The organism is Methylobacterium sp. E-046, assembly GCF_022829625.1.
GTDB lineage: Bacteria > Pseudomonadota > Alphaproteobacteria > Rhizobiales > Beijerinckiaceae > Methylobacterium > Methylobacterium longum.
The window spans coordinates 48,869-62,986 of record NZ_JAKSYP010000073.1; the positions used below are offsets into that span (position 1 = coordinate 48,869).

Genomic DNA, 14,118 nt, shown 5'->3' on the forward strand with positions numbered 1-14,118 from the left:
CGCGGCGCTGCGCTCAGGGCGCGATGACGGACCCGCGCTTGCGCCTCGACAATGCGCCCGGGTGCCGGCTCACTCCTCCGCCACCGCGACGACGTCGGGCATCGCCCGGAGCTTCGCCGCGATGGTTGCGACGCTCGTGCGCGACAGGCGCACGAAGGTGACGGTGACCGCGTCGAGTGCCGGATCGTCGCTCGGGTGGACCGTGAAGGTCCGCACCCGCGAGGCGCGCTCGCCGGTGGCGGCCTGCAGGGTGTCGATGGACATCATGCCCCGGCGCACCGTCAGCCGAAGCGTGTGCGCCCGCATCCGCTCGCGCCACCGCTCCTCGAAGGGTTTCACGCCGGCCAGGATGCCGACGATCAGCGCGGTCGTGGCGAGGGCCGGCACGTAGAGGCCGCTGCCGATCGCAAGCCCGATCGCCGCCACGCCCCAGAGGCTCGCCGCCGTGGTCAGGCCCTTCACCACCTCGCCGCGCAGCAGGATCGTGCCGGCTCCGAGGAAGCCGATGCCGGAGACCACCTGCGCGGCGATCCGGGACGGGTCGAGCACCACGTGTTCGGTGCCGAGCACGTCGGCGAAGCCGAAGGCCGAGACCAGCATGATCAGGCAGGAGCCGACGCAGACCAGCATGTGGGTCCGCAGGCCCGCGGCCCAGAGCAGGCGCTCGCGCTCCAGCCCGACCACGCTGCCGAACAGGGCTGCCAGCGCGAGCCGCGCCACCATCTCGCCGTTGCCGATCAGGACCGCCTCCCCGTTCCCGCGCCGCGCGGCCGGGACACTCGCGGATTATGAGCCGGCTATCAAGCAACCCCGAGGGCGGCCTTCTCGACCTCGTAGGCGGCCCGGACGGCGGCGGCGCCGTAGGCGCGCTCCAGGCGCCGGACGGTGAAATGGGCCCGTGCGGTCCCCTGGAAGTGGTTCATGAAGGCCGTGTTGACCGCGGCACCCCCGAAAGCGCCGAGGATCGGCACGGCCTGCGCGGCGACCTTCTGCGAGACCACGAGGCCGAAACGCGCCGCGATCTGTGCCGTGAAGCGGATCAGCGCCGGGGCGGACTGGTCGAGGAGCGTCTTGCTGCCGGCGTACCGGGCCGCCTCCGCCAGGGTCTTGGCCAGGGCGGCGCGGACCGCGAAGTAGCCGCTCTCCGTGAGCGCGGAGCCCGCCTCCGGGGCGGCCGCCGCCCGGCCGCCCAGAGCGAAGACCTGCACGCAGGCGAGCACGCCCTCGGGCGTCTCCAGATTCTCGCCCTCCTCTCGGGCGATCTCCGCGATCGATCGCAGCATCAGCGTGGTGGAGACCGGGAGTTCGACCGCGAGCGTGGCAAGTCCGAAGGCGCCGCCGAGGGCGCCCGAGAGGGCCGCCATCGCCTTGTGCTTGGTGTCCCCGGAACCGAGCAGCCGCGAGACCCGGCTCTCGACCTTCGCGGCCGCCGCCCCGAGCCCGTCGTCCTCGGCCGGGGCGAGATCCGTGCGCGGCAGCGTCGCCAGGGCGACGCGCATCGCGCCCCGCATGGCGGCCTCGGTGCTTCGTCCGACCGCCTCCGTCACCGGTGCGGGCAGCGAGCGTCCGATGATGTCGAGGGGCGCGCCGGCGGCCGCCGAGAGGCGGGCCGCGAGGCTCGGCCGCTCCAGCACCTGGACCGCCCGTCGCAGGGCGGCCAGATCGGCCTCGCTCAGCATCGCCTCCGGGGTCGCCGCCGGAAGCGTCGTCTCGACGCGGGTGAGGTCGCTCGTGCTCATCCGAGGATTCCTGGTTCTGTCGCGCTCACGCCGCCCGCGGGGCTCACGCCGCCCCCGGGGCTCGCGCCGTGGAAGGAAGTTCGGGCCCCGGGATGCGGTTCCCCGCCTCGCCCGCCGCCGGCGCCTCGGCCGGGGGCTGGCCGTTCCGGCGCCCGACGGCCAGGCAGAGGACGAGGACCGGTATCCCCACCAGCGAGGTCATGACGAAGAAGGCGGGATAGCCGATGGCGGCGACCACGAAGCCGGAGGAGCCCGCCACGAGTTTGCCCGGGAGGGCGTAGAGCGAGGAGAACAGCGCGTACTGCGTGGCCGCGTAGGCCATGCTGGTCAGGCTCGACATGTAGGCGATCAGCACGATCCCCGCGAAGGAGCCGCAGAAATTCTCTATGGAGATGGCCACGGTCAGGCGCCAGATGTCGGCGGGCCCGGCCGAGAGCCACGCGAAGGCGAGGTGCGAGGACGCGGCCAGGAAGGCGCCGAGGAGCAGCGTCGGGAACAATCCGACGCGGGCGAGCGCCCAGCCTCCCGCGAAGCCACCCGCGATGCCGACCCAGATGCCGTACAGCTTCGTGACGGTGGCGATCTCCTTCAGGTCGAAGCCGAGTGTCCGGTAGAGGGGACTCGCCATCACGCCCGACAGGAAGTCGGGCAGCCGGTACAGGGCGACGAGCAGCAGGATGCCCCAGAGGGCGTTGCCGAAGCGGCCATGCAATTCGGTCAGCGGTTCGAGCACGGCGCGGCGCATCGACCAGAACCGCGACCGGCCGGGCGTCTCGGCCCGGACCCGGCGCGGCGCATCGAAGGACGGAGCCAGCAGGGCCGCGATCATCCCGACCAGCATGAGCGCCGCCATGATCAGGTAGGCCAGCGTCCAGCCGCCGGACGACGCCATGAACAGCGCGCCGGCGCCCGCGCTGATCAGGCCGAGGCGGTAGCCGAGGTTCGACGTCGCCGCCAGGATGCCCTGGAAATCGCTTCCGGCCGCGTCGATGCGCCAGCCGTCGATCACGACGTCCTGGCTCGCCGCGCAGAACGCCACCAGGAAGGCGCCGAGACCGAGGAGCGCGAGGTTGGTCTTCGGATCGGAGAAGGCCATCAGCACGAGGCACAGGGCGACGGCGGCCTGCGTAGTCACCATCCAGGCCCGGCGACGCCCCAGCCGGGCGGTCAGTACCGGGACGTTCAGGCGGTCGATGGCGGGCGCCCAGAGGAATTTCAGGGAGTAGGGCAGCGCCACGTAGCTGAACAGCCCGATGGCGCGCACGTCGATGTCGGAGAAAGCCAGCCGGAGCGTGAAGGTCCCGAGCACCAGCAGAAGCGGAAGGCCCGAGGAGAATCCGAGGGCCAGCATCAGCACGATTCGCCGATCCTCGACGATGTCGCGGAGACGGAAGCGGTGCACAGCCTGTGGCGGGTTGGCCATGGCATGGAACTCCTGAGCCTGCGTGGCCTTGATCCCGCGAAATCGTGGCAGCCTTACGCCGCAGGGCTTTTCGCTGGATTGTGATGTTTTTCGCCCCAATCTTGATTGAAGCTTGCTTAACGCGGTGTTCACCACCCGCGGATCGCGGCGTGAGGGAGGCGCCGCCGGACGAACGGTTGACATCGCCCGTGCATGGAAGAGTGCGTTGAGTATTCGAATCGAAGCCAGTCCACCGCCGATGGCGCTGGTCGACGCCTTCGCGAGCAGTCCGTCACCGATGGTCATCACGGACGCGCGCGCGCCCGACAACCCGGTCGCCTGGGCGAACGACGCCTTCCTGCAGGCCACGGGCTACGATGTCGAGGAAGTCATTGGGCGCAACTGCCGCATGCTCCAGGGACCGGCCACGGACCCGGCGACCGTCGCGCGGATCCGCAATGCCGTTCGCTCGGCCGAGCCGATCTCGGTGGAACTTCTCAACTACCGCAAGGACGGCACCACCTTCTGGAACGCGATGACCATCACGCCGGTGCGCGATGCCGAGGGCGTGGCGTTCTACTACGCCGCTCAGGCGGACATGACGCACACCCACCAGCTCGAAGTGTCCATGCGCGGCACCAACGACGAACTGGAGCGTCTGGTCGACGCGCGGACGCGTGATCTGAGCGCGGCGCTGGAGCAGAAGACGGCCCTGCTCCACGAGGTCGATCATCGGGTGAAGAACAACCTCCAGGTGATCTCCTCGCTGATGCTGCTCAAGGCGCGACGCACTCCCGAGGGTGAGGCACGCGACGCGCTCCAGAGCATGGCGGAGCGCATCGGAGCGCTGTCGACCGCCCATCGGATGCTCTACTCGGAGGGCGACTGCACGCATTTCAACCTCGGCGACTTCGCGACCGAGTTACTCGCCGACATGAACGCTGGCCTCGATCCGGGGCGGCGTCGGGTGGAGGCCGATGTCGAGCCGATCGCCGTGGCCGCCGCGATGGCCGCGCCGCTGGCGCTTCTTCTCCACGAGTTGACCGCGAATGCCCTTCAGCACGCCTTCCCGGAAGAGCGTGAGGGCGTGGTGTCGATCGCCGCCCGGCGGACCTCATCGGGCATGCACCTGACGATCCGGGACGACGGCGTCGGCCTCGCGGCGGTGCCCCCGAACCCGGCGGGCTTCGGACGCAATCTGGTGGAGATGGTGGTCCGCCAGATGCGCGGGACGATCGCGTGGGCGGATGCCGGACCCGGCACCACCGTGGAGATCGACATTCCGATCCAGGGATCGTCTTGAGGATTCCGTGCTGACGCTACAAGGTCGCGGCAAACTCGGCGGTGCTCACGTCGGAGAACGGAGTGGACATGGGGTCGGGGAACGCAGCCGCGGAAGCCGCCCTTCGCATCCTCGTCGTTGAGGACGAGGCGCTCATCGCCCTCGAGCTGGAATGCCTCCTCGATGACCTCGGCCACGTCACCGTGGGTGTCGCCGGCAACGCGGCCGAGGCCATCGCCATGGCCAAAACCACGGCGCCGGACGTCGCCCTGGTGGACATCCATCTGGTCGACGGTCCGACCGGCATCGAGGTTGCGCGGGTGCTTTCGGCCGACCGGCGCACCACCGTCGTCTTCATGACCGCCAACGCCAAGCGCATCCCGCCCGATTTCGCCGGGGCCATCGGGGTAATCGCGAAACCCTATTCCGAGCGGGTCGTCGCCAGCACCCTCGATTACGTGGCGGACCGGCGCGCCGGCCGCAGCGACTCCGATCTGCCGGACGGCTTCTCGCCCGCGCCGCGTTGAGGCTCCAGCCGATCCAGCGCAGAGCGGCTCAGCTCTTTGCCAATCGCTCGCGCTTCAGCCTGTAGAGCGCATCCAGTGCCTCCCGCGGGGTCAGCGTGTCGGGATCGATCGCGTCGAGGAGCGTGCCGAGGCGATCCTCGGGCGGCGGCTCCGGCGGCGGGGGCGGCGCCAGGGCGGCGAACAGCGGAAGGTCGTCGATCCGAGCCCGCGCCGGTCGGCCGCGCTCCGCCTTCTCCAGGCTCTTGAGAATGGCCCCGGCCCGCGTCACCACGCTGCCCGGGAGGCCCGCCAGCCGCGCGACCTGCAGGCCGTAACTCCGCTCCGCGACTCCGGCCACCACCTCGTGCAGGAACACGACGCCGTCCCGATGCTCGGCCACCTTGAGCGTGGCGTTCTCCAGCCGCGCCAGCCGATCGCCGAGGGCGGTCAGCTCGTGGAAATGCGTGGCGAAGAGCGCCCGGCAGGCGTTCACCTCGTGCAGGTGCTCCAGGCAGGCCCAGGCGATGGAGAGGCCGTCGAAGGTGGCGGTGCCACGGCCGATCTCGTCGAGGATCACCAGGGAGCGGCGCGTCGCCTGATTGAGGATCGATGCGGTCTCGACCATCTCGACCATGAAGGTCGATTGCCCGCGGGCGAGGTCGTCGGCGGCGCCGACCCGGGAGAACAGGCGATCGATGCGGCCGATGCGCGCCTCGGACGCCGGAACGAAGGCGCCCATCTGGGCCAGCACCGCGATCAGCGCGTTCTGGCGCAGGAACGTCGACTTGCCGCCCATGTTCGGGCCGGTGATCAGCCGGATGCGGCCGCGGGTATCGCCTGACAGGTCGCAATCGTTGGCGATGAACGGCTCGCCCGCCCGGCGCAGGGCCGCCTCGACGACGGGATGCCGTCCCCCCGTGATGACAAAGCTCAACGAGTCGTCGACCACCGGCCGCCGCCAATCGAGTTCGACGGCGAGCTCGGCCTGACTTGCGGCCACATCGAGCCCGGCCAGTACCTCGGCCACCTCGGCGATCTGCTCGGCGCGCGCGAGGACGCGGGCGGCGCAGTCGTCGAAGACGGTGGCTTCCAGGGCGAGCGCCCGGTCGGACGCTCCAGAGATCTTGGATTCCAGCCCGCCCAGTTCGACGCTGGTGAAGCGCATGGCGTCCACCATGGTCTGGCGATGGACGAACTCGCTCTGAAGTCCCTTGAGGCAGGCTTCACCCACCGATTGCGGGACCTCGATGAAATAGCCCAGCAGGTTGTTGTGCTTGATCCGAAGGGTTCGGCAGCCGGTCTGCTCGGCGTAGCGCGCCTGGAGAGCGGCGATGACCTTGCGCGAATCCTGGCCCAGGGCCCGCGCCTCGTCGATCTCGGGATGGTACCCCCCGCGCACGAAGCCGCCGTCGCGGCGGCTCAGCGGAAGCTCGTCGGCCAGGGCCGCCGCCAGGGTTGCGATCAGGTCCGGATCGGCTTCGGACAGGTGCCCGGCCAACCGGGCGAGGTCCGCCGGCAGGTCCGGAATTGCGGCGAGACGCGCCCCGAGATCCGCGGCCACCGCCATTCCGTCGCGAATGGCAGCCAGGTCTCGGGGCCCGGCCCGGCCGAGCCCGGTGCGCGCCAGCGCCCGGGCGAGGTCGGGGGCCCGGGCCAGGGCCTCCCGCAGGACGCCGCGCAGGGAGCCATCGTCCGCCAGATGCGCCACGGACGCGTGGCGCCGGGCGATCGCGCCGAGATCGGTCAGCGGGCCGGCAAGGTGCTCCGCCAGGAGCCGCGCACCGTTCGCCGTCACGGTCCGGTCGATCGTGGCGAGCAGGCTCCCCGCCCGCTCCCCCGACAGGGTGCGCGTCAATTCGAGATTGGCGCGGGTGGCCGCGTCGATCGCCAGGGTGGCGCCGCCGTCCTCCCGGCTCGGAACCGCCAACGTGGGTCGGGCCGCGAGCTGTGTGCGCGCGATGTAGAGCAGCGCTGCCCCAGCCGCGGCGATCTCGGCCCGGGTGAACTGCCCGAAGCCGTCAAGCGTGGAGACGCCGTACTGCTCGCGCAGGCGCCGCTCGGCTGCCGCGGGTTCCAGCTCCGCCTGTGCCAACGGCACGACCGCGGCCCGACTCTCCTGCCAGATCCGCGCGAGGGCGGGATCCGCGTGGATCGCCTCGGACAGGACGATCTCACGCGGGTCGTGCCGGGCGATGGCGCCGGCGAGATCGCCGCCCGCGACCTCGCTCAACGCGAAGCGTCCAGTGGAGATGTCGACGGCCGCCAGACCGTAAGCGACGGCCCCCTCTCCGGCCTTGCGGCGCCCGATGGCGAGGAGGAGGTTCGCCCGGGCCGGATCGAGGAGCCGGTCCTCGGTGATGGTCCCCGGCGTGACGAGGCGGACGACCTCCCGGCGCACCACCGATTTCGGGCCGCGCTTCTTCGCCTCGGCGGGATCCTCGGTCTGTTCGCAGACCGCAACGCGGTGGCCGAGGGCGATCAGGCGGTTGAGGTAGTCGTCGGAGCGCTCCACCGGCACGCCGCACATCGGGATCTCGCCGCCGGCGTGCTTGCCGCGCTTGGTCAGCACGATGCCGAGCGCCCGGGAGGCGATCTCCGCGTCCTCGAAGAACAATTCGTAGAAGTCGCCCATCCGGTAGAACAGCAGGCAGTCCGGATTGGCGGCCTTGATCTCGATGTACTGCGCCATCATGGGCGTGGCGCCGGTCGGGTCGAGGCCGGGGGTCTTGTCGGCGGCGGGGCGGACGGCGGGAATGGCCATGGCGCCTCTTAGCAGAGCGCCGCGCGCGAATCAGGACGCGGGCACCGACGCGGCTGGGGAGAAGCCGCCGCGGCAGTGGATGGCGGCCGGCCCCAGCATCCGGGGCCGGCCGGACCTCAGTAGCGCGGGCCGTTCGTGGTGTTGCCGAGATTCTGCTGATACCCGCGCATGGCCGGGTTCTTCGCGTTCGGGCTGCCGTGACGCATCGTGTTCATGCGACGCATGCGGCGCTGGTGCCGGGTGGTGTGGTGCCGGTGCATCCGGTGGTGGCGGTGTTGCATCGCGACGTTCTCCAGCAAACCGCCCCCGGCCAGACCGGATTGCGGCATCGCGGGCGCTGCCTGCGCCGACGCAGTCCCGGCCAGGACGCCCACCGCGAGCAGGCCGGCGGTCAACAAATTGCGAAACGACATTATGCAGAACCTCGGTTTGACCTCATAAGTCACAGACTAAGGGGGAAGCGATTGAAATGTTCCGCGCGCCAACCGGAAAAGAAGCCCCTGCCTTTGTCGAGTTCAGGGATTAACTGATCTCCCGGCGCGTGCTTGCAATCAGCCATCGAGCGTCAGATATAACTTAAAGGCGAATTCCTATCTTTACTGCAATCCGGTGGCGCAAGGCCTCGGCGCTCGAGGCCGCCGACTTGCGCGTTCACATCCCGATCCCCGCTTCGCACCGCGGGGGGGACTTCAAGAACCGCTGACACCGGCAGGCTCGACAGGGTGGCCGGGGCCCGTCGACTCGGATCGGACCGGTCCTTCAGGCCAGGAAGCGTGCCAGATCCGCGTTGACCGCGGCCGGCTCCTCATGCGCGATCCAGTGGGTGGCCTGGTCGTACCAGCGGATGCTGCCGTGGTCGCAGAACGCGAGGCTCGCCTCGGCCAAGCCGGACTGCAGGGCGGTGTCCCGCTTGCCCCAGAGGATCAGCGTCGGCACCCGAACCCGGGGCGGGCTCGTCCGCGGAAGGCGCACCAGCGCGCGATACCAGTTCAGCATCGCCGTCATTGCGCCGGGCTGCCGCCATGCCGCGACGTAGCGCTCGAAATCGGCCCGCGTGAAGGCGCCCGGCCGGCTCGTGCGGGTCAGCGCCTGCCGCAGCGCGCGAAACCGGTCGGCCGTGAGCAGGCGCTCGGGCAGCCGGGGGAGCTGGAACAGGCCGACATAGACGCTGCGCAGCCACTGGCCGGGATGGTGCCGCATGTAGTCGCCGACGACGGCAGGGTGCGGCGCGTTCAGGATGGCGAGGCGGTCGATCCGCTCGGGGTGGAGGCTCGCGGTCCACCACGCGACCAGACCGCCCCAGTCGTGGCCCACCAGCCGCACAGTCGGAGCGCCGCAGGCGTCGGCCAGGGCGACGACGTCGCCCGCCAGCCGGTCCAGATGGTAGGCGGCGATTCCGGACGGCTTGTCGCTGAGGCCGTAGCCCCGCTGATCCGGGACGATCACCCTGAAGCCGGCCGTCGCGAGGGGGCCGATCTGATGGCGCCAGCCGAACCAGAACTCCGGGAAGCCGTGCAGCAGGATCACCGGCGGTCCGTCATCCGGCCCCGCCTCCGCGACGTGCAGGGTCACCTGCGGCAGCGCGATCCGGCGAAAGCTTACGTCTGCCACTTCCATCCGCCCGAGCTCCCCGTAGCCGCCCCGTCGGGCCCTCAGTAACCGAGCGCCGCGGAGGCGCCCGTCTCCGGAGAGAGCTGGTCCCGAAGACGGACCGGCGAGGTCCGGGTCCAGAGGCACAGCAGGACGAAGGCGGCACCCTGCAGCAGGCCCCCGCCAGCGGTTGCGCGATCCGCCCCGGCGGCATGAGGGTGGATCGGGTTCGAAGGTGTGTCGGTCATGATCGGAGGCTCCCCGTGTCTCTCAGGACAGATCGGCGCCCGGCGCGTTCAGTTACAGGGCCGGCGAGCGTGCGCGTGCGGCGCCGCACGTGGACACGTCAGCGCACCGGCTCGAGCCAGCGCGCGAGTGTCCCGCCCGCGATGCCCACCTGCGTCTCGCGATATCCGAGGTCTGCGGATTCGCGGAAGCGCGACCAAGCCCTGAGGTCGATTCCGGACAATTGCGGCTTCAGCACCGCCGTGGCGTGGGTGGCCGCCATCAGGCTCTGGGCGTCGCTCGACACGGTGGCGGCCCGCAGCAGCAGCGGCGCAAGCCCCGGCATCGCCAGCGGCGAGCCGATCAGCCTTCGCACGAGCCGGCCTCTCCAGCCGCGCGACGGCATGTCCTGGAAGGCGCGGTCGCTGCCCACGTCGACGGCCAGAACGGGTCCCCGTTCCATGCCGGCGGCGACGTCGGCCGGGAGGTTGTTCATCATGCCGCCGTCGACCAGCACGCCCTCGTCGCACAGCACCGGCGGCAGGAGCCCGGGGATCGCGATGCTGGCACGCAGCGCCTTCGGCAGGTCGCCCGACCGATGGACCATGGTGCTGCCGGTCGTCAGGTTCGACGAGACGCAGAAGAACGGCAGCCACAGATCCTCGATGCGCACGCCGCCGAAGCGCGCGGCGAGACCGGCATCGACCTTGGCGCCACGGGTCAGGGCGTGAAGTGGCAGCGTGTAATCGTTGATCGGGTTGCTGGTTGCGAAGAACGCCTCGGTCTGCGCGTGGATCTCGGCGGTGCTCCAGCCCATCGCGAGGCTCGCCGCGATGATGGCGCCCATGCTGGTGCCGCCGACGAAATCCGGTGAGCAGCCGGCCTCGTCCAGGGCCTTCAGGACTCCGAGATGGGCGAGCCCCCGCGCGCCTCCCCCGCCGAGGACCAGGCCCCGGGCCGCGCCGCTGACGAGACGGGCGAGGCGCTGGAGATCCGCCGGACAGTCGTCGCGCAGCTGGATCCGCAGCGCCGATGGCAGGGCGGCGACCGCGGGATGCAGGGATCTCGGGCGCCGCGCGCCCGCCTCCTGCCGGATCACGAGGTCCATGCGGATCCAGTCCGAGCGCACGCGCTCGAGGTAGGCGGCCGCGCCCGGGCGCGGCGGGGCGCCGGGTTCGGCGAGCAGAAGCACGTGGTCGCCGCGGCGCTGGCTCTGACGGCACCAGGGGCAGTCGATCTCCCGGGCGGCGAGGATCGTGCGCGCGCACCGGCCCTCGAAATCCTGGAACCAGGTCTCGTCGGCGCCCGCCGGCCAGTCCGTGAGGCAGCCGGTCTCACCGGGCAGGATCGCGTCGAAGCTAGTGGCGAGCCGCCGCGCGAGATCCGCCGGATCCGGGCCTTCCGTCACCGCGAGGATCGTGAAGATGCGCGGGGCGTGATGAAGCGAGTAGCCGTCGTAGACCGCGCGTAACCGGTCCGCCAGCATGCGGGCGAAGTACAGGAGCGTGTGGGGATGCTCGGTGATCACCGCTTCGAAGGCGTCCCGGGTGAGCTGCAGGAGATGCGAGTCCCGCAGCGCCATCACGGTGGCCGCCCGGGGCGTGTCGGACAACAGGGCCATCTCGCCGAACGTCTCGGGCGGGCGGAGGCGCGCGATCCGCGTCGGCGTCCCGTTGTGGTCGCGAGCCGAGACTCCGACGACCCCCGAGACGAGGGTGTAGAGCGCGTCCCCGGGCGCGCCCTGTTCGAAGAGCGTTCGGCCGCCGGGCACCGCCACCGGCACCATCCGGGCGCGCACCGCATCGATCGCCGGCGCGTCGAGCCCGGCCAGGAACGGAATCAGGGGCGTGCTCACGCGTCCCTCACGGGACCGGCGGGATGGCGCAGGCTCTTCCCAGGACACCGCCGCATCGCCCCCACCCTCCCCGGTCCACAAACGCGGTACAGCCTAAGCGTAAAGGCCGAACTTCGTGACCGCGTGCCGCATCTGAAACGCGGGTGTCTTCGCGTCGCGGCCGCCATCCGCTACAGGCGGACAACACCAGCAGGGCCGGGAGAAACGCATGTCGATGGCGGGTCGGATCGCGATCGTGACCGGGGCGGGCACGGGGGTCGGCAAGGCGGCGGCCCTGGCGCTCTCCGGGGGCGGATGGACCGTCGTGCTGTCCGGCCGGCGGCCGGCGCCCCTCGAAGAGGTGGCGGCTCAGATCGGCGATCGGGCCTTGGTGGTTCCCACCGATGTCACCGATCCCGGCTCCATCGCGAGCCTCTTCGAGCAGACCCGTGCGAAGTTCGGCCGCCTCGACCTGCTGTTCAACAATGCCGGGATCGGCGCTCCCGCGGTGCCTCTGGAGGATCTGCCGCTGGAGACGTGGCGCCAAGTGGTCGATACCAACCTCACGGCCCTGTTCCTGTGCACCCAGCACGCCTTCCGCATCATGCGCGATCAAAACCCCCAGGGTGGGCGAATCATCAACAACGGCTCGATCTCGGCGCATGCCCCTCGGCCGAACTCGATCGCCTACACGGCGACCAAGCACGCCGTGACCGGGCTCACGAAGGCGACCTCGCTGGATGGCCGCGCTTACGACATCGCCTGCGGACAGATCGACATCGGCAATGCCGATACGCCGATGGGCGGGAAGATGAAGGCGGGTGTGCCCCAGGCGGACGGATCGCTGCGCCCCGAGGCGGTGATGGATCCGGACCATGTCGGCCAGGCGGTCCTCACGATGGCGAACCTGCCGTTGGAGACCAACGTGCAGTTCATGACCATCATGGCCACCAAGATGCCGTTCGTCGGGCGTGGCTGAGCGCCCGGTGAGGGACATGGCTGCTGAGCGCACATCGACCTGCGCTCCGCGGCGCGGCCTCGAATAGCCCTGGAGCGCCCCGCGATCCCTGAAGGACACGTCGGGGCGGCTTTCCGGTCGGACCGACGCCGCGCCGCCGACGCGGCGGTGAGTCGTTGAGCGGGCGGCGGGCGGGCATGGACTGCCGTTCTGGTTGGCGTGGGCGCGGATGCGCCACAGGTCCGCGGCGTTTCGCCGGCGCGATACGCTGGTCCGGCGGGTGCTGTTGCCCACTCGGTGAGTGTGCGGGCGTGGCCTGAGCCGGGATCGCGGCCCGACGGCCTCGGCCGATTCCGCCTTGGCAGACAGGCTCATCCAGTGCAGCGCCACCCGGATGCTGACGGCCCGATTGACGACCTGTCCATTAACTCATACAAATCAGGGAACGAAACGTCCGGGACCGAAACGCGGCCGCCAGAGGAAACAGCAAGGACGTCTCCGCTCAGACATTCATCAAATTTTTCAGTCCTTTTGACAGATGCTCAGAGTCGTCGTTGTGATGTATTGAATATTTCATTATAAAAAATTTATCGCCTACATATCTAGGATTTGATTGCTGAGCCTCCTATTGATAAAATCTATTTGAACTAAAATTACAAAATATGCGAGTAAAACTCAGTATTTTCGAGCAATAAGTTCCGTCTATTCCTAACTTCATAAAAAATGGGGGGAATGTCATGTTTGGCACGTGGTCGTTTCTCAGATTCACCTTCGGAGCAGCGCTCCTGGGATGTCTGGCCGCGCCGAGTGCGCAGGCCGCCGGCGGCGATCCGATCGGGGTCGCGATGCCGACCAAGTCATCCCAGCGCTGGATCGATGACGGCAACAACATCGTGAAGCTGCTGTGGGCCAAAGGCTACAAGCCCGACCTGCAATACGCCGACGACGACATACCGACCCAGCTCGCCCAGATCGAGAACATGCTGACCAAGGGCGTGAAGATCCTGGTGATCGCCTCGATCGATGGGACCACGCTCAGCGACGTGCTTGCGAAGGCGGGCGAGCGCGGCGTGAAGGTTATCGCCTACGATCGCCTCATCAAGGGGACACCCAACGTCGATTACTATGCCACGTTCGACAACTACATCGTCGGCGTGCAGCAGGCGACATCGATCGTCGATGCCCTCGGCCTGAAGGAGGGCAAGGGGCCCTTCAACATCGAGTTGTTCGGCGGTTCTCCGGACGACAACAACGCATACTTTTTCTACGACGGCGCGCTGTCTGTGCTGAAGCCCTACATCGACTCGAGGAAGCTCGTGGTGCGCTCGGGCCAGTTCGGCATGGACAAGGTCTCGACCCTGCGCTGGGACCCGGCCACCGCCCAGGCTCGGATGGATAATCTGCTGTCGGCCTTCTACGGCAACGCGCATCTCGATGCGGTGCTCTCGCCGTACGATGGCATCTCCACCGCCATCATCTCGTCGGTGAAGGGCGTCGGCTACGGCTCCGGTACCGTAAAGCTGCCGGTGGTGAGCGGTCAGGACGCCGAGTTACAAGCAGTCAAGTCGATCATCGCCGGCGAGCAGACGGCGACGATCTTCAAGGACACCCGCGAATTGGCCAAGGTCACGGTGGCGATGATCGACGCCATCGAGGGCGGGCATCGCCCCGAGATCAATGACGACAAGACCTACGACAACGGCAAGAAAGTCGTCCCGTCCTATCTGCTGACGCCGGTGATCGTCACCAAGGCCAACTAGAAGCCGGCGCTCGTCGATTCCGGATACTACACGCTCGACCAGCTCAGGTAAGCGCCGCCGG

At 69.4% G+C, this 14,118-nt stretch carries 12 protein-coding genes; 4 read left to right on the plus strand and 8 right to left on the minus strand.

Going from position 1 to position 14,118, the window contains the following annotated elements; translation table 11 throughout:
- Positions 1-69: 69 nt before the first annotated feature.
- The 3 genes from MKK82_RS04845 to MKK82_RS04855 form a co-directional block, all read right to left on the minus strand.
- On the minus strand, positions 70-723 hold the full coding sequence (locus MKK82_RS04845) for an MgtC/SapB family protein (RefSeq protein ID WP_238290117.1): 654 nt from the start codon (positions 721-723) through the stop codon (positions 70-72).
- Between the two features lie 77 nt (positions 724-800).
- Complete coding sequence (locus tag MKK82_RS04850; protein WP_238290118.1) at positions 801-1,739, minus strand: EcsC family protein; 939 nt, start codon at positions 1,737-1,739, stop codon at positions 801-803.
- A gap of 43 nt (positions 1,740-1,782) precedes the next feature.
- Positions 1,783-3,162 (minus strand): AmpG family muropeptide MFS transporter, encoded by a 1,380-nt coding sequence (locus tag MKK82_RS04855; protein ID WP_238290119.1) that lies wholly within the window; start codon positions 3,160-3,162, stop codon positions 1,783-1,785.
- Positions 3,163-3,400: 238 nt separating this feature from the next.
- Between MKK82_RS04855 and MKK82_RS04860 the strand changes: the two genes are divergently transcribed.
- Positions 3,401-4,444, plus strand: a complete 1,044-nt coding sequence (locus tag MKK82_RS04860; RefSeq protein WP_243984837.1) for a PAS domain-containing protein — start codon at positions 3,401-3,403, stop codon at positions 4,442-4,444.
- A 68-nt stretch (positions 4,445-4,512) separates the two neighbouring features.
- Positions 4,513-4,950, plus strand: coding sequence for a response regulator (locus MKK82_RS04865; protein WP_238290120.1), 438 nt, complete (start codon positions 4,513-4,515; stop codon positions 4,948-4,950).
- Between the two features lie 28 nt (positions 4,951-4,978).
- On the opposite strand, the gene mutS is transcribed toward MKK82_RS04865, so the two are convergent.
- From mutS to MKK82_RS04890, 5 genes are all read right to left on the minus strand, one after another.
- Positions 4,979-7,690: a DNA mismatch repair protein MutS gene (gene mutS, locus MKK82_RS04870; RefSeq protein ID WP_243984798.1), complete on the minus strand. Its 2,712-nt coding sequence runs from the start codon at positions 7,688-7,690 to the stop codon at positions 4,979-4,981.
- A 116-nt stretch (positions 7,691-7,806) separates the two neighbouring features.
- The gene (locus tag MKK82_RS04875; RefSeq protein WP_243984801.1) at positions 7,807-8,085 is read right to left on the minus strand and encodes a hypothetical protein; all 279 of its coding nucleotides are present in this window, start codon (positions 8,083-8,085) and stop codon (positions 7,807-7,809) included.
- Positions 8,086-8,449: 364 nt separating this feature from the next.
- Positions 8,450-9,307, minus strand: coding sequence for an alpha/beta fold hydrolase (locus MKK82_RS04880; protein ID WP_238290123.1), 858 nt, complete (start codon positions 9,305-9,307; stop codon positions 8,450-8,452).
- A 35-nt stretch (positions 9,308-9,342) separates the two neighbouring features.
- On the minus strand, positions 9,343-9,528 hold the full coding sequence (locus MKK82_RS04885; protein WP_238290125.1) for a hypothetical protein: 186 nt from the start codon (positions 9,526-9,528) through the stop codon (positions 9,343-9,345).
- A gap of 98 nt (positions 9,529-9,626) precedes the next feature.
- A complete protein-coding gene (locus MKK82_RS04890) occupies positions 9,627-11,360 on the minus strand; it encodes a patatin-like phospholipase family protein (RefSeq protein WP_243984803.1) in 1,734 nt (577 codons plus the stop codon).
- Positions 11,361-11,568: 208 nt separating this feature from the next.
- Here MKK82_RS04890 and MKK82_RS04895 point away from each other — a divergent pair, with 208 nt between their 5' ends.
- Together MKK82_RS04895 and chvE are read left to right on the plus strand one after the other, a co-directional pair.
- Entirely contained in the window at positions 11,569-12,318 is a 750-nt protein-coding gene (locus MKK82_RS04895; protein ID WP_238290129.1) for an SDR family oxidoreductase, read from the plus strand.
- A gap of 716 nt (positions 12,319-13,034) precedes the next feature.
- Complete coding sequence (gene chvE, locus MKK82_RS04900) at positions 13,035-14,057, plus strand: multiple monosaccharide ABC transporter substrate-binding protein (protein ID WP_243984804.1); 1,023 nt, start codon at positions 13,035-13,037, stop codon at positions 14,055-14,057.
- Positions 14,058-14,118: the final 61 nt, after the last annotated feature.

Coding starts and splice junctions, on each gene's coding strand:
- MKK82_RS04865 (WP_238290120.1), top strand. CDS start 4,513: ATGGGGTCGGGGAACGCAGCCGCGGAAGCCGCCCTTCGCATCCTCGTC.
- MKK82_RS04885 (WP_238290125.1), bottom strand. CDS start 9,528: ATGACCGACACACCTTCGAACCCGATCCACCCTCATGCCGCCGGGGCG.
- MKK82_RS04860 (WP_243984837.1), top strand. CDS start 3,401: ATGGCGCTGGTCGACGCCTTCGCGAGCAGTCCGTCACCGATGGTCATC.
- MKK82_RS04845 (WP_238290117.1), bottom strand. CDS start 723: ATGGTGGCGCGGCTCGCGCTGGCAGCCCTGTTCGGCAGCGTGGTCGGG.
- MKK82_RS04850 (WP_238290118.1), bottom strand. CDS start 1,739: ATGAGCACGAGCGACCTCACCCGCGTCGAGACGACGCTTCCGGCGGCG.
- chvE (WP_243984804.1), top strand. CDS start 13,035: ATGTTTGGCACGTGGTCGTTTCTCAGATTCACCTTCGGAGCAGCGCTC.
- MKK82_RS04895 (WP_238290129.1), top strand. CDS start 11,569: ATGTCGATGGCGGGTCGGATCGCGATCGTGACCGGGGCGGGCACGGGG.
- mutS (WP_243984798.1), bottom strand. CDS start 7,690: ATGGCCATTCCCGCCGTCCGCCCCGCCGCCGACAAGACCCCCGGCCTC.
- MKK82_RS04855 (WP_238290119.1), bottom strand. CDS start 3,162: ATGGCCAACCCGCCACAGGCTGTGCACCGCTTCCGTCTCCGCGACATC.
- MKK82_RS04880 (WP_238290123.1), bottom strand. CDS start 9,307: ATGGAAGTGGCAGACGTAAGCTTTCGCCGGATCGCGCTGCCGCAGGTG.